Origin of the sequence: Pseudomonas baetica, assembly GCF_002813455.1 — a bacterium.
Classification (GTDB): domain Bacteria; phylum Pseudomonadota; class Gammaproteobacteria; order Pseudomonadales; family Pseudomonadaceae; genus Aquipseudomonas; species Aquipseudomonas baetica.
Map to the genome: position 1 here is coordinate 5551344 of NZ_PHHE01000001.1, position 24102 is coordinate 5575445.

Below are 24102 nucleotides of genomic sequence, written 5' to 3' on the forward strand. Positions count from 1 at the left end.
CGGAGTGTGGCCCGGGTGTTTACGATTCGGTATGGCCGCTGATGCGCTGGCCCCAGGCTCGGGCAACAGCGCCAAGCTGTTCTTCATCCATGCGGGTCAGGCGCCGGTCATCGAGCAATTGTTTGCCGGCGGCCCACAGGTGTTTCACGCAATCGCGGCCGGTGGCATATATAAGCTGTGAAACCGGGTCATACACCGGTTGCTGCGCCAGGCCGGACAGGTCGAACGCGACGATGTCGGCGGCTTTGCCGATTTCCAGCGAACCCGTTTCGGATTCGATCCCCAAGGCCCGTGCGCCGTTCAGTGTGGCCATGCGCAGGGCGCGATGGGCATCGAGCGCGGTGGCGGAACCGGCGACGGCTTTGGCCAGTAAGGCGGCAGTGCGGGTTTCGCCGAGCAGATCCAGATCATTGTTGCTGGCCGCGCCGTCAGTGCCGACCGCGACATTCACGCCAGCCTGCCACAGGCGCTCGACGGGGCAGAAGCCGCTGGCGAGTTTCAGGTTCGATTCCGGGCAATGGATGACGTTGGTGTTGCTTTCTACCAGCAACGCCAGGTCGTCATCGCTGATCTGGGTCATGTGCACGGCCTGGAAGCGCGGGCCGAGCAGGCCGAGGCGGCCAAGGCGGGCGAGCGGACGTTCGCCGCGCTGCTCTACGGCTTGCTGGACTTCGAAAGCGGTTTCGTGGACGTGCATGTGGATCGATGCGTCCAGTTCCTCGGCGATGACACGGATTTTCTCGAGGTTCTCGTCGCCGACGGTGTAGGGTGCATGAGGGCCGAAAGTAATCTTGATCCGCTCGTGATGCTTCAGATCACCGAACAGCTCGACGCCCTGACGAATGGCCTCGTCGGCACTGCTGGCGCCAGGGATCGGGAAATCGAGGATCGGAATGGCGATCTGCGCGCGGATGCCGCTGTTGTGCACACGCTCGCTGGCGACTTTCGGGAAGAAGTACATGTCCGAGAAGCACGTGATGCCACCCTTGATCTGCTCGGCGATGGCCAGATCGGTGCCGTCGCGGACAAACGCTTCATCGACCCATTTGGCTTCGGCCGGCCAGATGTGGTTTTCCAGCCAGGTCATCAGTGGCAGATCATCGGCCAGGCCACGGAACAGCGTCATCGCTGCGTGGCCGTGTGCATTGATCAGGCCCGGAGCGAGCAGCACATCCGGCAATTCGCGCACTTGCGTGGCGTTACACTTCAATGCTTCGGCGCGCGGGCCGATAAACACGATGCGACCGTCGCGGATGCCCAGGCCATGCTCCTTGAGCACAACGCCTGCAGGTTCGACGGGTACCAGCCAGGTCGGCAGCAATAATAAGTCGAGCGCAATGGCAGGTTTCGGCATCGAGGGTCGGTTCCAGTGCTTTTGTAAAGGAGGGCGAAGTATACCCGAGCGTCTTCGCGGGGGGATCGCTATAATCGGTGGCTTTTGTTCATGAGTGCGGGGTGAGGGATGCGCGATCGACTGTTGGCTGCGGAGAAAGTAAAGGCCATCGATTGGCGAGATGGCGCGCTCCACCTGCTGGATCAGCGTATTTTGCCGTTCGAGGAAACCTGGATCGCCTACACCAGCGCCGCCGGCGTGGCTGAGGCGATTCGCTCGATGGTGGTGCGTGGCGCGCCGGCCATCGGCATCAGCGCGGCCTATGGCATCGTGCTCGCGGCTCGCGCGCGAATTGCCGAAGGAGGCGACTGGTACGCGGCGCTGGAAGAGGACTTCGCTCTGTTGGCTGATTCCCGTCCGACCGCGGTCAACCTGTTCTGGGCGTTGAATCGCATGCACGATCGGCTGGATCGCTTGAAGGACAATGCCGATCCGCTGGTGGCACTGGAAGCCGAAGCCATCGCGATTCATGAAAGCGATCGCGAAGCCAACCTGACCATGGCACAGCTCGGTGTCGATCTGATCCGCAAGCATCAGGGCAATGCGCAGGCGATTCTCACCCACTGCAATACCGGGGCGCTGGCGACCGGTGGTTTCGGTACGGCGCTGGGGGTTATTCGCGCGGCTTTTCTCGAAGGCATGGTCGAGCGCGTTTATGCTGACGAAACCCGTCCGTGGCTACAGGGTTCGCGCCTGACCGCGTGGGAGCTGGCTAACGAAGGCATCCCGGTAACGCTGAATGCCGACTCTGCTGCCGCGCACATCATGAAAACCAAAGGCGTGACCTGGGTGATCGTCGGCGCTGACCGCATCACCGCCAATGGTGACGTGGCCAACAAGATCGGCACCTATCAACTGGCGGTCAATGCCATGCACCACGGTGTGCGTTTCATGGTCGTGGCGCCGAGTTCGACCATTGACATGCACTTGGCCAGCGGTGACGACATTCCGATCGAGGAGCGTGATGGCGCCGAGTTGCTGGAAGTCGGTGGCAAGCGTGTCGGCGCTGATGTTGAAGCGTTCAACCCGGTGTTTGACGTAACCCCTGCTGACTTGATCGATGCCATCGTCACCGAAAAAGGCATCGTCGAGCGTCCGGATACCGCGAAAATGGCCCAGTTGATGTGCCGCAAGCGCCTGCACTAACGCACTGTTGTGTCTGACAGGTCGCCATCGCTGGCAAGTCAGCTCCCACAGGTTTGTGCTCGGCATTGTTCCTGTGGGAGCTGGCTTGCCAGCGATGAGGGCGTTAATGTCAATAAACATCGCAAAACCAAGCCCGAATTCTGCATTCGAAGAAGCTCTAAGCTTCTCTCGTCCCCCTTTAAGACGATTATCGGTCAACTAACTATGCTCCATGCGCTTGTGGGGGATAGGTGCGTGGCGGCGATTGTGGTAGCATCCGGCGTTTTCCGAGGCAGTCCCACGGGGTTGTCTTCACTGCGCAAATCCAGGGTTCAACTTGTTGATTTGTCGTAAGTCGGCGCATGGCACTCAGCCTGCATTGACGAGCTTCGTGATCCCTATGGATATGACGAGGTTTCACCAGAAAAAGGAATCAGGCTTCTCATGGGCGAACTGGCCAAAGAAATCCTCCCGGTCAATATCGAAGACGAGCTGAAACAGTCCTACCTCGATTACGCGATGAGCGTGATCGTCGGCCGTGCACTGCCGGATGCGCGCGATGGCTTGAAGCCCGTGCACCGTCGAGTGCTGTTCGCGATGAGCGAGCTGGGCAACGACTTCAACAAGCCGTACAAGAAATCTGCCCGTGTTGTCGGTGACGTGATCGGTAAGTATCACCCGCACGGTGATACCGCGGTTTACGACACCATCGTCCGCATGGCGCAGCCATTCTCGCTGCGTTATCTGCTGGTCGACGGTCAGGGCAACTTCGGTTCGGTGGACGGCGACAACGCCGCGGCCATGCGATACACCGAAGTGCGCATGACCAAGCTGGCGCACGAACTGCTGGCTGACCTGCATAAAGAAACCGTGGACTGGGTGCCGAACTACGACGGCACCGAAATGATCCCGGCGGTCATGCCGACCCGTATTCCCAACCTGCTGGTCAACGGTTCCAGCGGTATCGCCGTGGGCATGGCGACCAACATCCCGCCGCACAACCTCGGTGAAGTCATCGACGGTTGCCTGGCGCTCATCGACAATCCCGAGCTGACTGTCGACGAACTGATGCAATACATCCCCGGCCCGGACTTCCCGACCGCCGCGATCATCAACGGTCGCGCCGGCATCATCGAAGCCTACCGCACCGGTCGCGGGCGCATTTACATGCGTGCGCGTTCGATCGTTGAGGACATCGACAAGGTCGGTGGCCGTCAGCAGATCGTTATCACCGAACTCCCTTACCAGTTGAACAAGGCGCGTCTGATCGAGAAGATCGCCGAGCTGGTAAAAGAGAAGAAACTCGAAGGCATTACCGAGCTGCGTGACGAGTCCGACAAGGATGGTATGCGCGTGGTGATCGAGCTGCGTCGCGGCGAAGTGCCTGAGGTGATCCTCAACAACCTCTACGCCCAGACCCAGCTGCAATCGGTATTCGGCATCAACATCGTTGCGCTGATCGACGGCCGTCCGCGGATCCTGAATCTCAAGGATCTGCTGGAAGCCTTCGTCCGTCACCGTCGCGAAGTGGTCACCCGCCGCACCGTGTTCGAATTGCGCAAAGCGCGTGAGCGTGGGCACATTCTCGAAGGCCAGGCTGTTGCCCTGTCGAACATCGACCCGGTGATCGCCCTGATCAAGGCTTCGCCAACTCCGTCGGAAGCCAAGGAAGCGCTGATCAGCACGCCTTGGGAATCCTCTGCGGTGGTGGCGATGGTTGAACGTGCCGGTGCTGATTCGTGCCGTCCGGAAAACCTTGATCCGCAATACGGTCTGCGCGAAGGCAAGTACTTCCTGTCGCCAGAGCAGGCGCAAGCCATTCTGGAGCTGCGTCTGCACCGTCTGACCGGTCTGGAGCACGAGAAGCTGCTGGCCGAGTATCAAGAGATCCTCAACCAGATCGGCGAACTGATCCGCATCCTCAACAGTGCCGTGCGCCTGATGGAAGTGATCCGCGAAGAGCTGGAAGTGATCCGCGCCGAATACGGCGATCAGCGCCGCACCGAGATTCTCGATGCACGTCTCGATCTGACGCTGGGCGACATGATCCCGGAAGAAGAGCGCGTCGTGACCATCTCCAACGGTGGCTATGCCAAGACCCAGCCATTGGCTGCGTACCAGGCTCAGCGCCGGGGCGGCAAAGGCAAATCGGCGACCGGCGTCAAGGATGAGGACTACATCACTCACCTGCTGGTTGCCAACAGCCACACCACGCTGCTGTTGTTCTCCAGTAAAGGCAAGGTGTACTGGCTGAAGACTTACGAGATTCCTGAAGCTTCGCGTGCTGCACGTGGTCGTCCACTGGTCAACCTGTTACCGCTGGACAAAGACGAGACCATCACCGCGATGCTGCCGGTGGATCTCGAGGCGCTGCAAAAACGCGCTGGCGACGAAGATGAAGACGATGCCAGCGATGAAATCATGGACGGCGAAGTGGTTGAAGGTGAAGAAGCTGTCGAGCTGGAAGAAATCGACGGCGATACGCCCGAATTGATAGCTGCGCGGACCGGTGAGTACATCTTCATGGCGACGGCTTCCGGTACCGTCAAGAAGACCCCGCTGGCACGCTTCGCCCGTCCGCGTTCCAATGGCCTGATCGCCTTGAAGCTGAAGGAAGGCGACACGTTGATTGCGGCTGCCATCACTGATGGCGCGAAAGAAATCATGCTGTTCTCCGACGCTGGCAAGGTGATTCGTTTCGCTGAAGCTGCCGTGCGTGAAATGGGTCGTGGCGCTCGCGGCATTCGCGGCATGCGGATCCTCAAGGATCAGAAGCTGATCTCGATGCTGATTCCTGAGTCGGGCGCGCAGATCCTGACCGCTTCCGAGCGTGGTTTCGGCAAGCGCACCGCCCTGAGCAAGTTCCCTCGCCGCGGTCGCGGTGGGCAGGGTGTAATTGCGATGGTCACCAAGGAGCGCAACGGCAAGCTGGTCGGTGCGATCCAGGTGCAGGAAGGCGAGGAAGTCATGCTGATTTCCGACCAGGGCACGCTGGTGCGGACCCGTGTTGATGAAGTGTCCAGTCTGGGTCGTAACACCCAGGGTGTGACCCTGATCAAACTGGCCACTGATGAAACGCTGGTCGGTCTGGAGCGGGTTCAGGAGCCGTCGGAAGTCGAGGGCGAAGAGCTCGAAGGTGAAGAGGGGCTGGTGTCCGGCGCGGAAGTCGTGATTGACGACGTTGCCGAAGATCAGCAACTCGACGCCGCAGCTGACGAAGAACCGCAGGAATAAGCGGACAAGCGAGGGGGCGGATGAGAATTCGCCCCCTTGTTATTTGTCCGGTATGAAATTTCGACATCATGGAGATCCCCTGTGGGAGCGAGCCTGCTCGCGAATGCAGGCGCTGCGGTACCTCTGACGCACCGCGGTGATGCATTCGCGAGCAGGCTCGCTCCCACAGGGCCGTGTTGATCGGTAGTGTGATTTATTGCGTGATACCACCAAATCAGAGCGAGATTGGATGTGAGCAAGCGAGCCTATAACTTCTGCGCCGGTCCTGCGGCGCTTCCTGAAGCTGTCCTGCAGCGCGCCCAGGGTGAACTCCTTGATTGGCACGGCAAGGGCCTGTCGGTCATGGAAATGAGCCATCGCAGTGATGAGTTCGTGTCCATCGCGACCCAGGCCGAGCAGGATCTGCGTGACCTGCTGAATATCCCTTCGAACTATAAGGTGCTGTTTCTGCAGGGCGGCGCGAGCCAGCAGTTTGCACAGATCCCGCTGAACCTGCTGCCTGAAGGCGGCTCTGCCGACTATATCGACACCGGTATCTGGTCGCAGAAAGCCATTGAAGAAGCGTCGCGCTACGGCCACGTCAACGTCGCCGCAACCGCCAAGCCTTACGATTATTTCGCCATCCCGGGCCAGAACGAGTGGAGCCTGTCGAAAGACGCCGCTTACGTTCACTACGCGCCGAACGAAACCATCGGCGGTCTGGAATTCCAGTGGATTCCGCAAACCGGCGACGTGCCGCTGGTGGCCGACATGTCCTCGGACATCCTTTCGCGTCCGGTTGATGTCTCGCGTTTCGGCATGATCTACGCCGGTGCGCAGAAGAACATTGGTCCGAGCGGCATCGTCGTCAACATCATCCGCGAAGACTTGCTCGGCAAGGCGCGCTCGCTGTGCCCGACCATGCTCGACTACAAGGTCGCAGCCGACAACGGCTCGATGTACAACACCCCGCCGACCCTGGCCTGGTACTTGTCCGGCCTGGTGTTCCAGTGGCTGAAAGAGCAGGGCGGCGTCGAAGCGATCGCCAAACTCAACGACGTCAAACAGCGCACGCTGTACGACTTCATTGACGCCAGTGGTCTCTACAGCAACCCGATCAACAAGTCGGATCGCTCGTGGATGAACGTGCCGTTCCGTCTGGCCGATGACCGTCTGGACAAGCCGTTCCTGGCCGGTGCCGAAGAGCGCGGTCTGCTCAATCTCAAGGGTCACCGCTCGGTGGGCGGTATGCGCGCCTCCATCTACAATGCCGTCGACATCACTGCAGTCAATGCGCTGGTGGCCTACATGGCTGAATTCGAGAAGGAACACGGCTGATGTCCGAGCAAGAACTCAAGGCACTGCGCGTTCGCATTGACGCTCTGGACACCAAAGTCATGGAGCTGATCAGTGAGCGTGCGCGTTGCGCCCAGGAAGTCGCGCGAGTAAAGATGGCCTCGCTGGCCGAAGGCGAAGTGCCGGTGTTCTATCGTCCCGAGCGTGAAGCTCAGGTGCTCAAGCGTGTGATGGAGCGTAACCAGGGGCCGCTGGGCAACGAAGAGATGGCGCGGTTGTTCCGCGAAATCATGTCTTCGTGCCTGGCGCTGGAGCAGCCGTTGAAAGTGGCCTACCTCGGGCCTGAAGGCACTTTCACCCAGGCGGCGGCCATGAAGCACTTCGGTCACGCAGTGATCAGCAAGCCGATGGCGGCGATCGACGAAGTGTTCCGTGAAGTGGCCGCCGGTGCGGTGAATTTTGGCGTGGTGCCAGTGGAAAACTCCACCGAAGGCGCAGTCAATCACACGCTGGATAGCTTCCTCGAGCACGACATGGTGATCTGTGGCGAAGTCGAGTTGCGCATCCACCATCACCTGTTGGTCGGTGAAAACACCAAGACCGACAGCATCAGCCGCATCTATTCCCACGCGCAGTCGCTGGCCCAGTGCCGCAAGTGGCTGGACGCGCATTACCCGAATGTCGAGCGCGTGGCGGTGTCGAGCAACGCCGAAGCGGCCAAGCGGGTCAAAGGTGAGTGGAACTCGGCGGCGATTGCCGGCGACATGGCGGCCGGGCTGTATGGCCTGACCCGTCTGGCCGAGAAAATCGAGGATCGCCCGGATAACTCCACGCGCTTCCTGATGATCGGTAACCAGGAAGTGCCACCAACCGGTGACGACAAGACTTCGATCATCGTGTCGATGAGCAACAAACCCGGCGCGCTCCACGAGCTGCTGGTGCCGTTCCATGACAATGGCATCGACCTGACTCGCATCGAGACCCGCCCGTCGCGTAGCGGCAAATGGACCTACGTGTTCTTCATCGACTTTGTCGGCCACCACCGTGATCCGTTGATCAAAGGTGTGCTGGAAAAGATCAGTCAGGAAGCAGTGGCACTCAAAGTGCTGGGTTCCTACCCGAAAGCGGTTCTGTAAGGGGCGGTAGTCAATGAGTGGCAATTTCCTCGCTCTGGCACAGCCGGGCGTGCAACAACTTTCGCCGTACGTTCCGGGCAAGCCTGTGGACGAACTGGCGCGCGAGCTGGGTCTGGATCCGGCGAAAATCGTCAAACTGGCGAGTAACGAAAACCCGCTGGGCGCCAGCCCGAAAGCCTTGGCGGCGATCCGCGAAGAGCTGGCCGAGCTGACGCGTTATCCGGACGGCAATGGCTTTGCGCTGAAATCCTTGCTGGCCGAGCAGTGCCGCGTTGAGCTGAACCAGGTCACCCTGGGCAATGGCTCCAACGACATTCTCGAACTGGTGGCGCGGGCCTATCTGGCGCCGGGCTTGAATGCAGTATTCAGCGAGCACGCGTTCGCGGTGTATCCGATCGCCACTCAGGCGGTCGGTGCGCAAGCCAAAGTGGTGCCGGCCAAGGATTGGGGGCATGACCTGCATGCGATGCTCGCCGCCATCGACGCCAACACCCGCGTGGTGTTCATCGCCAACCCGAACAACCCGACCGGAACCTGGTTCGGTGCCGAGGCGCTGGACGAATTCCTGCAGGATGTTCCAGGGCATGTGCTGGTGGTGCTGGATGAGGCGTACATCGAGTATGCCGAAGGCAGTGATCTGCCGGACGGTCTGGACTTCCTTGCGGCGTACCCGAATCTGCTGGTCTCGCGCACCTTCTCCAAGGCCTATGGTCTGGCAGCTTTGCGCGTCGGCTATGGTCTGTCTACCCCGGTAGTGGCTGACGTGCTGAACCGTGTTCGCCAGCCGTTCAACGTCAACAGCCTGGCGTTGGCTGCGGCTTGTGCAGCATTGAAGGATGACGAGTATCTGGCGCAAAGCCGTCAACTGAACGAATCCGGCATGCAGCAATTGCAAGCAGGCTTCCGTGAGCTGGGTCTTGGCTGGATCGAGTCCAAAGGCAACTTTACTTGTGTTGACCTTGGTCGGGTGGCGGCTCCAGTGTTTCAGGGCTTGCTGCGCGAAGGCGTGATCGTGCGTCCAGTGGCCAACTACGGCATGCCGAATCACCTGCGGGTGACCATTGGTCTGCCGGCGGAAAACAGCCGCTTCCTTGAAGCGCTGCGCAAGGTTCTGGCTCGTGGGTGATGTCACTGCACTGCAATCTGCTGCACCTATGATCGGTCGCCTGGTGGTGGTCGGTCTGGGGTTGATCGGTGGTTCGTTTGCCAAAGGCTTGCGTGAAAGCGGCGTGTGCCGTGAAGTGGTCGGCGTTGATCTCGACCCGCAGTCGCGCAAGCTGGCGGTCGAGTTGGGCGTGGTGGATCGCTGTGAGGAAGACCTGGCAGTGGCCTGTCAGGGTGCTGACGTGATTCAACTGGCGGTGCCGATTCTGGCCATGGAGAAAGTGCTCGCGCGGTTGGCGAGTCTCGATCTGGGGCAAGCGATTGTGACGGATGTCGGCAGCGCCAAAGGCAATGTGGTGCGCGCTGCGACCGAGGCGTTCGGCGGTATGCCGGCGCGCTTCGTGCCGGGCCATCCGATTGCCGGTTCCGAGCAGAGTGGGGTGGAAGCCTCCAATGCCGAGCTGTTCCGTCGCCACAAAGTCATTCTCACGCCGCTTGAGCAAACTGATCCAATGGCGCTTGCCGTGGTCGATCGTCTATGGCGCGAACTGGGTGCCGACGTCGAGCACATGCAGGTCGAGCGTCACGATGAAGTGCTGGCTGCAACCAGTCATCTGCCGCACTTGCTGGCCTTCGGTCTGGTCGACTCGTTGGCCAAGCGCAATGAAAACCTTGAGATCTTCCGTTACGCTGCCGGTGGTTTCCGCGATTTCACAAGAATCGCCGGAAGCGACCCGGTGATGTGGCACGACATCTTCCTCGCCAACCGCGAGGCTGTTTTGCGCACACTCGATACATTTCGCAGCGACCTCGACGCCTTGCGCGACGCGGTCGATGCAGGGGATGGGCACCAATTGTTGGGCGTTTTCACTCGCGCCCGGGTTGCCCGCGAGCATTTCAGTAAAATCCTGGCCCGCAGGGCCTATGTGGACGCTATGAATTCCAACGATCTGATCTTCCTGGCTCAACCTGGTGGCCGCCTGTCCGGTCGGATTCGCGTACCGGGTGACAAATCGATTTCCCACCGTTCGATCATGCTCGGCTCGCTGGCCGAAGGCGTCACCGAAGTCGAAGGTTTCCTTGAGGGCGAAGATGCTCTGGCGACCTTGCAGGCATTCCGTGACATGGGCGTGGTCATCGAAGGCCCGCACCATGGCCGCGTGACTATCCATGGTGTCGGCCTGCATGGTCTGAAGCCTGCGCCGGGCCCGATCTATCTGGGCAACTCCGGTACGTCGATGCGTCTGCTGTCCGGCCTGCTGGCCGCGCAGAACTTCGACAGCACCCTGACCGGCGATGCTTCGCTGTCCAAGCGTCCGATGAATCGCGTGGCCAATCCGCTGCGCGAAATGGGCGCCGTGATCGAAACCGCCGCCGAAGGCCGTCCGCCGATGACCATTCGTGGCGGGCACAAGCTCAAGGGCCTGACCTACACCATGCCGATGGCCAGTGCTCAGGTGAAATCCTGCTTGCTGCTTGCCGGTTTGTACGCTGAAGGCAAGACCACTGTTACCGAGCCTGCGCCAACCCGTGACCACACCGAGCGCATGCTGCGCGGTTTTGGCTACCCTGTGAGCGTCAATGGCGCCACGGCGTCGGTCGAATCCGGTGGCAAGCTGACGGCGACCCATATCGAAGTGCCAGGCGACATCTCGTCGTCGGCGTTCTTCCTGGTTGCTGCTTCAATCGCTGAAGGTTCGGAGCTGGTGCTGGAGCACGTTGGCATCAACCCGACCCGTACGGGTGTGATCGACATCCTGCGTCTGATGGGCGCTGACATTACTCTGGAAAACCAGCGTGAAGTCGGCGGCGAACCTGTAGCAGACCTGCGCGTGCGGGCAGCTAAACTCAAAGGTATCGAAATCCCGGAAGAGCTGGTTCCGCTGGCGATCGACGAATTCCCGGTGCTGTTCGTAGCCGCCGCCTGTGCCGAAGGGCGCACTGTGCTGACCGGTGCCGAAGAGTTGCGAGTCAAGGAATCGGACCGTATCCAGGTCATGGCGGACGGTTTGCTGGCGCTGGGCGTCAAGTGCGAGCCGACCCCGGACGGCATCATCATCGACGGCGGCCAGATTGGCGGCGGCGAAGTGCATGGTCACGGCGATCACCGTATTGCCATGGCGTTCAGTGTGGCGTCCTTGCGTGCCACTGCACCGATCCGCATCCATGATTGCGCCAACGTCGCGACGTCGTTCCCGAACTTCCTCGCGCTGTGCGGGCAGGTTGGTATTCGTGTGGCACAAGAGGCTCAGTCGTGAAAAACATTGCACCGGTCATCACCATTGATGGGCCAAGCGGCTCGGGCAAAGGCACTGTGGCCGGGATTCTGGCCAAACGTCTGGGCTGGAATCTGCTGGATTCCGGTGCGCTTTATCGCTTGCTGGCTTTCGCTGCGCACAATCATGGCGTCGACCTGACCAATGAAGAGTTGCTCAAGCAACTTGCCGCTCATCTGGATGTTCAGTTCATCGCGGCGACCGACGGTCAATTGCAGCGAATCATCCTGGAAGGTGACGAAGTCAGCGATGTCATCCGCACTGAAAGCGTCGGTTCCGGCGCTTCTCAAGTGGCTGCATTGCCGGCCGTGCGCGAGGCGCTGCTGCAGCGCCAGCGTGCTTTTCAGGAAGCGCCGGGCCTTGTCGCCGATGGCCGCGACATGGGCACGGTGGTTTTTCCGAGTGCGCCGCTGAAGATTTTCCTGACCGCCAGTGCCGAGGAGCGGGCGCGCCGTCGATATTTGCAGTTGAAGGGCAAAGTCGAGGGTGTTAGTCTGTCGAGTCTGCTAGATGAGATCCGTGCACGCGACGAGCGTGACACCCAGCGAGCGGTAGCCCCGCTTAAACCGGCGGCTGACGCCATACAGCTGGATTCCACGGAGTTGTCCATCGATCAGGTGCTTGAACGCATCATGAGCGAGATCGCCATTCGCGATATCGCCGGGTGACCAAGAAGGCGGCAGGGGACCAGTCATAGTCCTGCGGCGCTTCTTCTATATGAAACTAACCCACACCGTCTGGGGTGTGGAGATGGGCGTATCCTTCGCCCTCATTTACAGGAATTAAAATGAGCGAAAGCTTTGCGGAACTCTTTGAAGAAAGCCTAAAAACCCTGAACCTTCAGGCAGGCTCCATCATCACCGGTGTTATCGTTGATATCGATTACCAGGCTCGCTGGGTAACCGTTCACGCTGGCCTGAAGTCTGAAGCACTCATCCCGCTTGAGCAGTTCTACAACGACGCTGGCGATCTGACTATCAATGTCGGTGACGAAGTTCACGTTGCTCTGGACTCGGTTGAAGACGGTTTCGGTGAAACCAAGCTGTCCCGTGAAAAAGCCAAGCGCGCTGAGTGCTGGATCGTTCTGGAAGCTGCCTTCGCAGCCGAGGAAGTGGTCAAGGGCGTTATCAACGGTAAGGTTAAAGGCGGCTTCACTGTCGACGTTAACGGCATCCGTGCGTTCCTGCCAGGTTCCCTGGTTGACGTCCGTCCAGTGCGCGACACCACGCACCTGGAAGGCAAAGAGCTGGAATTCAAGGTCATCAAGCTGGACCAGAAGCGCAACAACGTTGTCGTTTCCCGTCGCAGCGTCCTGGAAGCCGAGAACTCCGCCGAGCGTGAAGCTCTGCTGGAATCCCTGCAGGAAGGCCAGCAAGTCAAAGGTATCGTCAAAAACCTCACCGATTACGGCGCATTCGTCGATCTGGGTGGCGTGGACGGCCTGCTGCACATCACCGACATGGCCTGGAAGCGCATCAAGCATCCTTCCGAGATCGTCAACGTTGGTGACGAAATCGACGTTAAGGTTCTGAAATACGATCGCGAACGCAACCGTGTTTCCCTGGGCCTGAAGCAACTGGGCGAAGATCCATGGGTTGCTATCAAAGCCCGTTACCCAGAAAGCACTCGCGTTACCGCACGTGTAACCAACCTGACCGACTACGGCTGCTTCGCTGAGCTGGAAGAAGGCGTTGAAGGCCTGGTACACGTTTCGGAAATGGACTGGACCAACAAAAACATCCACCCTTCGAAAGTCGTACAAGTCGGCGACGAAGTGGAAGTTATGGTTCTGGACATCGACGAAGAGCGTCGTCGTATCTCCCTGGGCATCAAGCAGTGCAAATCTAACCCATGGGAAGATTTCTCTGGCCAGTTCAACAAGGGCGATAAAATCTCCGGCACCATCAAGTCGATCACCGATTTCGGTATCTTCATTGGTCTGGACGGCGGCATCGACGGTCTGGTTCACCTGTCCGACATCTCCTGGAACGAAGTTGGCGAAGAAGCTGTTCGTCGTTTCAAGAAGGGCGACGAGCTGGACACCGTTATCCTGTCGGTTGACCCAGAGCGCGAGCGTATCTCCCTGGGTATCAAGCAGCTGGAAAGCGACCCGTTCTCCGAGTACGTCTCGGTTAACGACAAAGGCGCAATCGTTACTGGCACCGTGAAAGAAGTTGACGCCAAAGGCGCCATCATCGTTCTGGCCGACGATATCGAAGCGACTCTGAAAGCCTCCGAAATCAGCCGTGACCGCGTTGAAGACGCGCGCAACGTTCTGAAAGAAGGCCAGGAAGTAGAAGCCAAGATCATCAGCGTTGATCGCAAGAGCCGCGTGATCCAGCTCTCCATCAAGTCGAAAGACGATGCTGAAGAGAAAGAAGCTATCCAGAGCCTGAAAGAGACTCCGGAAGCTGCTACCGGCGACACCACCATGGCGGCACTGCTGCGCCAGGCAATGGCCAAACAGAACTAAGTTCTGCTTGATCATGAAAAAGGGCGACTTCGGTCGCCCTTTTTTGTGCCTGCGATTTGATGGGTTTTGCCTTTTGTGCGAACCGGTGCTGCTTTTGAAACCATTCCGTAAGCCTGATTGTCTGTTTCTCTAATCGGATCAATCGCCTATTCGCGACTAAGCTTGGTCTTAAGCGTGTAGTGGTCGGGCGTAGCCTGGCATAAGGAAGTGGATGAACAAGTTTATTGTCTTCATAGCGGTATTGGTTTTGGCGGGCTGTACTACGAGTGCCAAGACGCATGCGGTCCGTGGTGTCAGCGGTATAGAGGTTGACTGCTCTGGGCTGGGGTCTGGCTGGGAAAAATGTCAAAAGCGTGCGGCGAAGGAGTGCAAGGGGGCGGGCTATAAGGTGATTACTCGATCTGACGATGCCAAGGATGACGACGATTATCCTTTTGGCTTTAATCCCGCGGGGTTCGTGACTCGCACCATGCTGGTGATGTGCCGCTAGATCTGCGGTCTCCCGGCTTGGCGGGATGCCCTGAAAATGGGCGTAGCGATCCCGTGGAAGATATGTCAATCCCTGGGCTGTTCAAAATCTTCCGGGCGTGCTAAAACCTTTCAAGCGCTGATCTAGCTGCTTGAAAAAGAAGGGAAAAATATGACGAAGTCGGAGTTGATCGAACGAATTGTCACCCATCAAGGGCTGCTCTCATCCAAAGATGTGGAGCTGGCCATCAAGACCATGCTTGAACAAATGTCCCAGTGTCTGGCTACGGGTGATCGCATTGAGATCCGTGGCTTTGGCAGTTTTTCTTTGCACTATCGTGCGCCGCGCGTCGGGCGTAATCCGAAGACCGGGCAATCGGTTAGCCTTGACGGCAAGTTTGTTCCGCATTTCAAGCCGGGAAAGGAATTGCGTGATCGCGTGAACGAGGAAGAGGAGGAGGGGGTTTGACAGTCGTTATCTTTACACAGGGAGTAACCCATGCGTAACCTCAAGCGCATACTTCTTGGTGTTTTTATTCTTTTGCTGGTGTTGGTGATTCTGGCGTTTGTTCTCGAGAATCAGCAGTCGGTATCTTTATTGTTTCTCGGTTTGTCCGGGCCTCAATTGCCGGTCTCGCTGTTAGTGGTTTTGGCATTGCTCATCGGCATGTTGATTGGGCCGATACTTGGCTGGTTTCTGGGGCGCTCGTCCAGAGCAGGGCGCAAACGTCTTGTCTGAAAACGACAGGTGTAGGGCATCTGTCGAAATTGCGTCTTTGCCTGTCTTTATCCATTAGTAAAACGTTCGTTAAGCTGTAAAATGTAGCCCTTGTTCGACAGTGCCTTGATTGCGCGTTCGATTCAGACTGACTCTGACGGAAGCCTCGGATTTGATGGCTTCTGCATTCATGGATTAGACGGTGCTCGTTGATCGCGCCGTCCGCAGCTCAAGGGTATGGTTTCGCGTGAAAATCCTAGTTACCGGCGGCGCCGGGTTTATCGGCTCGGCAGTCATCCGTCACATCATCTCCAATACCAGCGATTCTGTCGTCAACGTCGATAAGCTGACTTATGCCGGTAATCTGGAATCGTTGGCGCAAGTCAGTCAGGACTCGCGTTATGTGTTTGAGCGCGTTGACATTTGCGATCGTGATCAGATCGATCGTGTTCTGCGTGAACACCAACCGGATGCGATCATGCATCTGGCCGCAGAGTCCCACGTTGATCGATCGATCTCGGGTCCGTCCGAGTTCATCCAGACCAATATCATAGGGACGTACACATTGTTGGAAGCCGCGCGCCATTATTGGGCGGCGCTGGATGATGCGCGTAAAGCAAACTTCCGTTTCCATCATATTTCGACCGACGAAGTTTATGGGGATCTGGAAGGTCCTGAAGATCTGTTCACCGAAACCACGCCTTACCAGCCAAGCTCGCCATACTCGGCTAGCAAGGCCAGCTCCGATCACCTGGTTCGTGCCTGGGCCCGCACTTATGGCCTCCCGACACTGGTTACTAACTGCTCGAATAACTACGGACCTTGCCATTTTCCTGAGAAATTGATCCCGCTGATCATTCTCAATGCGCTGGAAGGCAAGGCATTGCCGGTCTACGGCAAGGGCAATCAGGTTCGCGATTGGCTCTATGTCGAAGATCATGCCCGTGCATTGTACAAAGTCGTGACCGAAGGCGTGATCGGCGAGACTTACAACATCGGTGGTCATAACGAAAAACAAAACATCGAAGTCATCCACACCCTGTGTGCACTGCTTGATGAATTGCGACCGGATTCCGGTCACTGCCCTCACGCAAGTTTGATCACCCATGTGCAGGATCGCCCGGGGCACGATCAGCGCTACGCCATTGATGCGGGCAAGATTCAACGTGAATTGGGCTGGACACCGAAAGAGACATTTGAAACCGGCATCCGCAAGACGGTCGAATGGTATCTCACCAATACTGAATGGGTTGCTCATGTGAAGAGCGGCAGCTATCAGCAGTGGATTGATCAGAATTACAGCGCTCGTTCGGACAAGGCATGAAGATTCTCCTGCTGGGAAAAAATGGCCAGGTCGGCTGGGAGCTGCAGCGCTCCCTCGCACCGCTTGGAGAGTTGGTCGCGCTTGACCGGCATTCGGTCGATGGTTTGAGTGGTGATCTATCCGACCTTGATGCATTGCGCGCGACGATCCGGCGGGTATCTCCCGACGTCATCGTCAACGCCGCCGCCTATACTGCTGTCGATAAAGCGGAGTCAGATAAAGAACTGGCCGATCGTGTGAACGGTGAGGCCAGTCGGGTCATGGCGGAGGAAGCGGCATCCCTGGATGCCTGGCTGATCCACTATTCGACCGACTACGTGTTCAGCGGCGAAGGCTCGACGCCTTGGATAGAAACCGACGCAGTTGCTCCCGTGAACCACTACGGCGCCAGCAAGCTGGCTGGAGAGCAGGCAATTGCCGCCTCGGGTTGCAAGCATCTGATCTTCCGAACCAGCTGGGTCTACGGTGCTCGCGGCAACAACTTTGCCAAGACCATGTTGCGGCTGGCGAAGGAGCGCGAATCGCTAGGGGTGATAGCCGACCAGATCGGCGTCCCGACCGGTGCGGACCTGATTGCGGACGTGACCGCTCTGGCGATCCAGCAGGCAATGCATCGCCCCTCCACGCTGTCGGGGCTCTATCATCTGGCGGCTGCCGGTGAAGTGTCCTGGTATGGCTACGCCAGTTTGGTGATCGGTTTTGCCAAGGCCCACGGTGAAGAGCTCGCTGTCACCGCCATCAATCCGATTGATACCAAAGCTTATCCAACACCAGCGCGCCGCCCGTTGAACTCACGTTTGAATACGCAGAAGCTGCGCGATAATTTTTCTCTACACTTGCCGGATTGGCAAAGTGGTGTAACTCGAATGCTTATGGAAGTTCTCAATAAATGACCACTACAAACCGTAAAGGCATCATCCTCGCTGGTGGTTCGGGCACTCGGTTACATCCTTTGACGCTTGGTGTTTCCAAGCAGATGCTGCCGATCTATGATAAACCTATGATCTTTTATCCTCTGTCAGTGCTGATGCTTGCGGGAATGCGAGAAATCCTGATCATCTCCACTCCGGAGGATTTGCCTTGTTTTCGGAAACTTCTGGGTGATGGAGGCCTGTATGGCATCAAGCTTACCTACGCCGAACAGCCTAGTCCGGATGGTTTGGCGCAAGCCTTCATAATCGGTGAAGAATTCATCGGCAATGATCCTTGCTGTCTGATCCTTGGTGACAATATTTTCTATGGTCAGCACTTCTCGGACAACCTGCGTTCTGCCAACGATCAAGAGCAAGGTGCAACCGTATTCGGCTACCACGTCTCCGATCCGGAGCGCTTCGGTGTTGTTGAGTTCGACAAAGCCGGTCGTGCACTGAGCATTGAAGAGAAACCGCTGAAGCCAAAATCTAACTACGTGGTAACGGGCCTTTACTTCTACGACAACAAGGTCGTTGAGATTGCCAAGAGCATCAAGCCGTCCTCGCGCGGCGAGTTGGAAATTACTGATGTCAACCGCGCCTATCTTGAGAAGAATGCTCTGAGCGTCGAAATTCTTGGTCGCGGTTTCGCCTGGCTCGACACCGGTACTCATGAGTCTTTACTTGAAGCCAGTCACTTCGTGCGCACTATCGAGCAGCGTCAGGGCCTGAAAGTTGCTTGCCTGGAAGAGATCGCTTACAACAATGGCTGGATCACCCCGGAGCAATTGGGTGCACAGGCAGAGCGTCTCAAGAAGACTGGCTATGGTCAGTACCTGCAGAGGTTGTTGGTTAGTGTTTCCACTGACCTGTGAGCGTCCTCCTTTCGATTTAAAGTGTTAAACCAATGCAAGCAGGATTGGCATGCCAGTAAAATACCCACAGGTAGCAGTTCTGCTGGCTGCGTACAACGGGATGCGGTGGATCGAAGAGCAGATTGCCTCGATCCTGAGTCAGTCAGCGGTAGATGTTACCGTCTATATAAGTGTTGACCCTTCGACAGACGGCACCGAAGCCTGGTGCGCTAGCTTCTTTGCTGAACGCAGCGATGTGGTTTTGCTTCCGGCTGTCGGCAATTTCGGTGGTGCAGCACGCAATTTCTTCCGTCTCATCCGTGATGTAGATTTCGAGGGTTATGACTTCATCGCGTTCTCGGATCAGGATGACATTTGGCACTCAGACAAACTCGAGCGGGCTACCCAGACTTTGCTGACGCGTGAATTTGATGCGTATTCAAGTAATGTAACGGCTTTCTGGCCGGACGGTAAAACACATTTGTTGGACAAGGCGCAACCGCAAGTTGCCTGGGATTTTTTGTTTGAGGCTGCTGGGCCGGGTTGTACTTACGTGCTTAGCAAGAAATTGGCGGATTCGCTGAAGGACTCCGTGCTTGCCAATTGGCAGCGATTACAGGAAGTCAGTTTGCACGACTGGTACTGTTACGCCTTCGCCCGAAGTCAACAATTCAAATGGTTCATCGACCCGGTGCCATCCATGCTGTATCGCCAACATGATAGTAATCAAGTAGGGGCTAATACTGGATTGGCTCCTTTGATTTCCCGATATAAAACGATTCATGATGGTAGGTGGTTTACTCAGGTTCGATTGATTGCTTCATTGGTGGGCCAGAGCAGAGAACCTTTTGTTGATGCCTGGCTGGAATTAGGGCGCAGGCAGCTATTGACGCTTTCCTTTAACGCTTGGATATGTCGGCGACGGTTTCGCGATAAGGTGTTCTTCTTTTTTATCTGTTGTACCACTGCAGTTGTTGGAAAGAGGACTAAATGAAAGGCCCACAAGTTTTGGTGACGGGGGCGAGCGGATTCGTTGGTGAGGCTTTGGTCTTCAGGCTTTTACTCGATAAAAAATTCACCCCGGTTGCCGCCGTGCGCGGTGTTACACGATTGCTTGGTTTGTGTCGGGTAGTCCCATTCGATCTTACGGACACAACTGCATCGCCGGCCTTGAATGACGTTCAGGTAGTGATCCATGCTGCGGCTCGAGTGCATGTGATGAACGAAACCTCAATGGACTCTCTTTCGGATTTTCGCAAAATCAATGTGGACGGAACCGTTAGGCTCGCCCGAAAGGCTGCCGAGTCAGGGGTAAAACGATTTATTTTTATCAGTTCAATCAAGGTTAATGGCGAAAGCACCGCACCATGGAGTTCTTTTAAGGCTGACGATCCTCCAGCACCAGTAGATCCGTACGGAGTCTCGAAACAAGAAGCTGAAGATGCTTTGAAGCAGATTGGCCTGAGCACGGGAATGGAAGTTGTTATTATCAGACCACCACTTGTGTATGGCCCGGGGGTGAAGGCCAATTTTTTAAGCATGATGAGTTGGCTTCATAGAAACATACCTTTGCCGTTGGGGACTATTAATAATCAACGCAGTCTGGTGGCGCTTGATAATCTTGTTGATCTAATCGTGACCTGTATCGATCATCCTGCGGCAGCAAATAATATATTTCTGGTTAGTGATGGTGAGGATCTATCTACAACTTTGTTGCTTCGGCGTATGGCGCGAGCCTTAGGCACGAAAGCATGGTTGCTGCCGATACCTGATTTTGTGTTGAGTTTAAGTGCTTCACTCCTGGGTAAAAAAGCAGTTGTTCAACGTTTGTGTAGTTCGTTGCAGGTTGATATTAGCAAAACATGTGATGTTTTAAATTGGCGTCCCTCGGTAAGTGTGGATAAAGCTTTACGCAAAACCGCCGACTATTATCTGGATAAGTTAACGAAATGACTTTTTGGCTGTTACTATCTGCTGTGCTCGCAAGTTCGTGGTTGCTGACCTATGTCTTGCGTCGTTATGCCTTGGCCAAGAGTTTAATGGACATACCAAACGAGCGTAGTTCCCATACTGTGCCTACGCCTCGCGGAGGCGGGGTGGCTATTGTGGTGGCATTTGCAGGGGCGCTGCCAATGTTGGCTGCTTTGGGGTTGCTTGGTATGCCTTTGCTTACAGGATTACTGGGCTCGGGAATTTTGGTGGCGCTTATAGGCTTCGCCGATGATCATGGTCATATTGCTGCTAGATGGCGGCTGCTGGGGCATTTCATTGCAGCTGGCTGGGCGCTGTACTGGCTTAATGGTCTCGCATCCATTTCATTTTTTGGTACGGCGATTGACTTGGGTTGGTTCGGCAATGTGCTCGCGCTGATTTACCTTGTCTGGATGCTGAACCTCTACAATTTCATGGACGGGATTGATGGCTTGGCCAGCGCTGAGGCCATATGCGTATGTCTGGGGGCATGTGCGTTGTATTGGCTGGGTGGTTACGCCAACCTGATATGGGTTCCGTTCGTTTTAGCTGGAGCGGTGGCTGGGTTTCTATGCTGGAATTTTCCTCCCGCGCGCATCTTTATGGGAGATGCGGGCAGTGGATTTCTAGGCTTCATCCTCGGTGGTTTAGCGCTCCATGCGGCTTGGACAGCGCCGGAATTGCTTTGGAGTTGGTTGATTTTGCTCGGGGTTTTCATTGTTGATGCTACCTGGACGTTGCTGCGACGTTTGATGCGTGGCGACAAAGTTTCTCAGGCGCATCGCAGTCACGCTTATCAGTACGCATCCCGTCGTTTCAAGAGTCATCGAGTCGTGACGCTTGGGGTTGTCGCCATTAATGTTGTCTGGCTGGTGCCAATTTCGATGTTTGTTGGGCTGGGATTGCTGAGTGGAATGCTCGGAGTGTTAATTGCGTATACTCCGCTTGTCTTTATAGCCTGTTTGTTTAATGCGGGAGCGTTGGAGGAAAAGGCTGATTCTTGAGCAAATGCTCTGGTTGTATTACCTTTCCTGTTTGGGTTTTGGCGTGTTGGTGATACGCAGGGTAAGTTAAAGCTTTTCTACTGGTCTCGCGGAAACAATGCACTATTTTATGGCGCATCGGGAAGCCTGCTTACTACTGATGCGGATAAGTTGTCTGAGTTGAATCAGCGTTGGATTGACGCTGTCTCTGAATATCCAGGCGCTTATTTGGTTCATCGGCTGGAAAATTTTTCGGTGCTGCTCCGTTGGGGAGAAACGACTACGGCAGTTGTTGCGACCCCACAACAGTCGATAACCCTTATGGCTTGAGTTCACGGTAACAAATTCTCAGCGTGGCTTGCGTCTCAAACAGGTGTTATTTTTTTCCATGGATTTATCTGGTCGTTCTGATTGCAGCTACGGGGATCCTGGTTTGTCTCAAGTGGAACAGAGTGCTGGGTCCAGCCTGGGAGGGGCCGCGATAGCCTTTGTATTACCTCACGTACTCATTGCTCCTTCTGCTGGTTTACACCTAATTCTGTGCGTTGATATTGGCGTTCTTTGCAATTGCCGAGATGTTACGACGGGTTGCTGCCAAGGCGATGAGGGCGGGTTGATACGGCTCGGCTGGGTCCCCTCTGACTCGTTAAGGTAAAAGCCCCGTTATGGGATAAGGATGCATAGGTCACTTGCGCGGATAGAAAATGAGCGACATGGCTAGTGCAGTCAGGCGCTCCCAATTCAATCGGTGTCGCTGATTCTGGAGTTTAGGGGTATTGAGCTCGGCGATTTACAGTGAACCGATGATTTGGTAGGAACCCTACCGCACAGGTACAAAAAGGCCGGCAACTGGGCGGGCGCTCGCTCGGGAGGATCTGGAGCAGTTGCTGCGATGTGGTGGGCATTGGTTTTCTCCAGCGAAAAAACTAGTGGTCCAGTGCTATCATGTGCGCTGACGAAAAAACATAACGGACTGGTCACCTATCGTGCAAAAACACGTTCCTATCGGAGAGCGCAGCTTGTGGGCACTCTTCCTATCGATGCCTATTGCCTACCTGTTAACCTCAAAATTATTACCGTTTATTGTGGTGACTTTGTTCGGAGTCCAAACCTCCATAATCGAATTACAGGCAATAGGAGCGAAATCTGCCGATTCAAAGGGGGCAGAGGTGTGGATTGAAAGGCCTCAGTACATGGATGGCACAGTGCCTGCCGGATGGGAGACCCGCGAAAACAGGCTGGTTTCCTACATTCCTCCATATGGCCCTCTTACTTTAGAAGTGCCTTCTAACAGTCCAGGCCTTGAGTTTGTCAAAACCGATTGGTCGGGGCATGCATCAATAAAAATCGGCGAAGCGAAAAGTACAGTCGATCTTTATAGTAAGTCTGAATCGAAGGTATCAATCTCTGGTCATGAACTGCTGCTAAAATCCAAGGGTATATTCGTTCCGTTCGTGGCGGTTGTTTTTTTTACACTGCTGGCTTTTATGATGCTCATCACCCACCGCTTTCTCCGCGTTGATGGCGCTCTCTCGATAGTGGTGGATCGGCCTGTCGGCTCCAAGAACCTAAAGTATGACTCACGCCTTGACCATCTCCGTTTTTTGGCCGCAGCAATGGTGATTTTTTATCACTGTTTTACCGATAACTTTGGTCTTGGTCATAGCACCTATAACCCTCTTTTGGGGCTCGTCGAACAAGGGCATATGGGTGTTGGGCTCTTCATGGTACTTAGCGGTTATCTGCTCACGAAAATTGCTTCAGGAAAAGAAATAAATTATTTTGACTTTATAAAAAATAGAGTTATACGGATCTATCCGCTGTATATACTTTGCGTCCTGATAGTGCTGTGCGGATGGCGACTTGACTACTCATTTACGCAGGCACTCAGCTTGTTTTTTCCATTTGTAAATGCCTTGCAGGACGTAAAGCTTCCATTATTTGGTCATCTCTGGACAATTGCAGTAGAATTTCAGTTCTATCTAATATTTCCTTTTCTAGTTTTATTCTTGGATAGATTTGGCCCGAGATACATTTTAGGTCTTGTCGCGCTCACTATATTTTTCAAGTATCTCATGTGGGTGAAGATGGGGTCAGTGACCAATGTGGCTTATATAACATTGCTAGGCCGCATTGATCAGTTCGTTATTGGTATGACTGCTGCTTATTTGACCAAGCGATACTTGGCAGAGAGCAAGGTGTCGACTGCGTGGCTTGTTGCTGCAATCGCAGGCTCCGCGATTGTAATGAGTATTTTCTGCGGGCAGAAAGGATTGATCGGAATTGACCAGTCCTGGCTGATGGCGTTTTGGCCATCCATCGAGGCGGTGATGTGGGCTACCCTGATCGTCAGCTACTCGCATGCACGAATTCGGATCCCGGAAGCTATCAATGTAAGCCTAGCGCGCTTAGGTCAGCTTAGCTTCTCTATGTATTGCATGCACTACGTCGTGATTCCATTCACTAATTCCCAGTTCGTTCGCATTGGGCAGGCACCCGGTGGGTTGGCTGATGTCCTAGCGCAGACTGCCTTTCTAACGGTTCCTGCCATCGTGATCTTCTCTATGCTGACTTACGGGATTATTGAGAAGCCATTCTTTACCCTCAAGAAAAAGTACGCCATGCCATCCCCGGCGGAGCGATCTTTGCGCCAAGAGAACGAACGTGAAAGCGTCAAGTGATTGGACGTTCAGGACAGATTAGCTCTTTCGGAAACCTGTCTGCGTATGTCGCTCACCTTAACCGGTCAGCCAAGACGGTGATGAGTTCCCTTGTAAGCACCCAATGATTACCACGTTAAAATGTGGGGTTCGTGGAGCGCATAGCTTCTCAGAAGTTGGCGTTTAGACCGCATACA

At 55.9% G+C, this 24102-nt stretch carries 19 protein-coding genes; 18 read left to right on the forward strand and 1 reads right to left on the reverse strand.

All coding sequences use genetic code 11. The features are described 5' to 3' along the window. Nucleotides 1–19 precede the first annotated feature (19 nt). Nucleotides 20–1354: a TRZ/ATZ family hydrolase gene (locus ATI02_RS25705; RefSeq protein ID WP_100847727.1), complete on the reverse strand. Its 1335-nt coding sequence runs from the start codon at nucleotides 1352–1354 to the stop codon at nucleotides 20–22. A 108-nt stretch (nucleotides 1355–1462) separates the two neighbouring features. Here ATI02_RS25705 and mtnA point away from each other — a divergent pair, with 108 nt between their 5' ends. The 18 genes from mtnA to ATI02_RS25795 all read left to right on the forward strand — a co-directional run bounded on the left by mtnA (nucleotide 1463) and on the right by ATI02_RS25795 (nucleotide 23926). Then, complete coding sequence (mtnA, locus tag ATI02_RS25710; RefSeq protein ID WP_095189230.1) at nucleotides 1463–2539, forward strand: S-methyl-5-thioribose-1-phosphate isomerase; 1077 nt, start codon at nucleotides 1463–1465, stop codon at nucleotides 2537–2539. Nucleotides 2540–2962: 423 nt separating this feature from the next. Further along, the gene (gene gyrA / locus ATI02_RS25715) at nucleotides 2963–5752 is read left to right on the forward strand and encodes a DNA gyrase subunit A (RefSeq protein ID WP_100847728.1); all 2790 of its coding nucleotides are present in this window, start codon (nucleotides 2963–2965) and stop codon (nucleotides 5750–5752) included. Between the two features lie 231 nt (nucleotides 5753–5983). After that, nucleotides 5984–7069: a 3-phosphoserine/phosphohydroxythreonine transaminase gene (gene serC / locus ATI02_RS25720; protein ID WP_100848499.1), complete on the forward strand. Its 1086-nt coding sequence runs from the start codon at nucleotides 5984–5986 to the stop codon at nucleotides 7067–7069. Then, nucleotides 7069–8163, forward strand: coding sequence for a prephenate dehydratase (gene pheA / locus ATI02_RS25725; RefSeq protein WP_007908404.1), 1095 nt, complete (start codon nucleotides 7069–7071; stop codon nucleotides 8161–8163). Before serC ends, pheA begins: the two co-directional genes overlap by 1 nt. A 13-nt stretch (nucleotides 8164–8176) precedes the next feature. Then, on the forward strand, nucleotides 8177–9289 hold the full coding sequence (hisC, locus tag ATI02_RS25730; RefSeq protein ID WP_100847729.1) for a histidinol-phosphate transaminase: 1113 nt from the start codon (nucleotides 8177–8179) through the stop codon (nucleotides 9287–9289). A 28-nt stretch (nucleotides 9290–9317) separates the two neighbouring features. Further along, nucleotides 9318–11525 (forward strand): bifunctional prephenate dehydrogenase/3-phosphoshikimate 1-carboxyvinyltransferase, encoded by a 2208-nt coding sequence (locus ATI02_RS25735; protein ID WP_238156303.1) that lies wholly within the window; start codon nucleotides 9318–9320, stop codon nucleotides 11523–11525. After that, nucleotides 11522–12211 carry a (d)CMP kinase gene (gene cmk / locus ATI02_RS25740; protein ID WP_100847731.1) on the forward strand — a complete coding sequence of 230 codons (690 nt, stop codon included), beginning with the start codon at nucleotides 11522–11524 and terminating at the stop codon, nucleotides 12209–12211. Before ATI02_RS25735 ends, cmk begins: the two co-directional genes overlap by 4 nt. A 119-nt stretch (nucleotides 12212–12330) precedes the next feature. Next, nucleotides 12331–14016 (forward strand): 30S ribosomal protein S1, encoded by a 1686-nt coding sequence (gene rpsA / locus ATI02_RS25745; protein WP_100847732.1) that lies wholly within the window; start codon nucleotides 12331–12333, stop codon nucleotides 14014–14016. A gap of 211 nt (nucleotides 14017–14227) precedes the next feature. After that, nucleotides 14228–14506, forward strand: a complete 279-nt coding sequence (locus ATI02_RS25750) for a hypothetical protein (protein WP_100847733.1) — start codon at nucleotides 14228–14230, stop codon at nucleotides 14504–14506. A gap of 150 nt (nucleotides 14507–14656) precedes the next feature. Next, nucleotides 14657–14953: an integration host factor subunit beta gene (ihfB, locus tag ATI02_RS25755; protein WP_003189779.1), complete on the forward strand. Its 297-nt coding sequence runs from the start codon at nucleotides 14657–14659 to the stop codon at nucleotides 14951–14953. 30 nt (nucleotides 14954–14983) lie between these two features. Next, nucleotides 14984–15223 carry a lipopolysaccharide assembly protein LapA domain-containing protein gene (locus ATI02_RS25760; protein WP_100847734.1) on the forward strand — a complete coding sequence of 80 codons (240 nt, stop codon included), beginning with the start codon at nucleotides 14984–14986 and terminating at the stop codon, nucleotides 15221–15223. Nucleotides 15224–15449: 226 nt separating this feature from the next. Next, a complete protein-coding gene (gene rfbB / locus ATI02_RS25765; protein ID WP_192886601.1) occupies nucleotides 15450–16526 on the forward strand; it encodes a dTDP-glucose 4,6-dehydratase in 1077 nt (358 codons plus the stop codon). Next, on the forward strand, nucleotides 16523–17419 hold the full coding sequence (gene rfbD, locus ATI02_RS25770) for a dTDP-4-dehydrorhamnose reductase (RefSeq protein WP_100847736.1): 897 nt from the start codon (nucleotides 16523–16525) through the stop codon (nucleotides 17417–17419). Before rfbB ends, rfbD begins: the two co-directional genes overlap by 4 nt. Then, nucleotides 17416–18312, forward strand: coding sequence for a glucose-1-phosphate thymidylyltransferase RfbA (rfbA, locus tag ATI02_RS25775; RefSeq protein WP_100847737.1), 897 nt, complete (start codon nucleotides 17416–17418; stop codon nucleotides 18310–18312). Before rfbD ends, rfbA begins: the two co-directional genes overlap by 4 nt. A 49-nt stretch (nucleotides 18313–18361) precedes the next feature. Continuing rightward, complete coding sequence (locus ATI02_RS25780; RefSeq protein ID WP_100847738.1) at nucleotides 18362–19285, forward strand: glycosyltransferase; 924 nt, start codon at nucleotides 18362–18364, stop codon at nucleotides 19283–19285. Further along, complete coding sequence (locus tag ATI02_RS25785; RefSeq protein WP_100847739.1) at nucleotides 19282–20244, forward strand: UDP-glucose 4-epimerase family protein; 963 nt, start codon at nucleotides 19282–19284, stop codon at nucleotides 20242–20244. Before ATI02_RS25780 ends, ATI02_RS25785 begins: the two co-directional genes overlap by 4 nt. Further along, nucleotides 20241–21266 (forward strand): MraY family glycosyltransferase, encoded by a 1026-nt coding sequence (locus ATI02_RS25790; protein ID WP_100847740.1) that lies wholly within the window; start codon nucleotides 20241–20243, stop codon nucleotides 21264–21266. Before ATI02_RS25785 ends, ATI02_RS25790 begins: the two co-directional genes overlap by 4 nt. Before the next feature lie 965 nt (nucleotides 21267–22231). After that, on the forward strand, nucleotides 22232–23926 hold the full coding sequence (locus tag ATI02_RS25795) for an acyltransferase family protein (protein ID WP_157815150.1): 1695 nt from the start codon (nucleotides 22232–22234) through the stop codon (nucleotides 23924–23926). The last annotated feature ends 176 nt before the right edge of the window (nucleotides 23927–24102 follow it).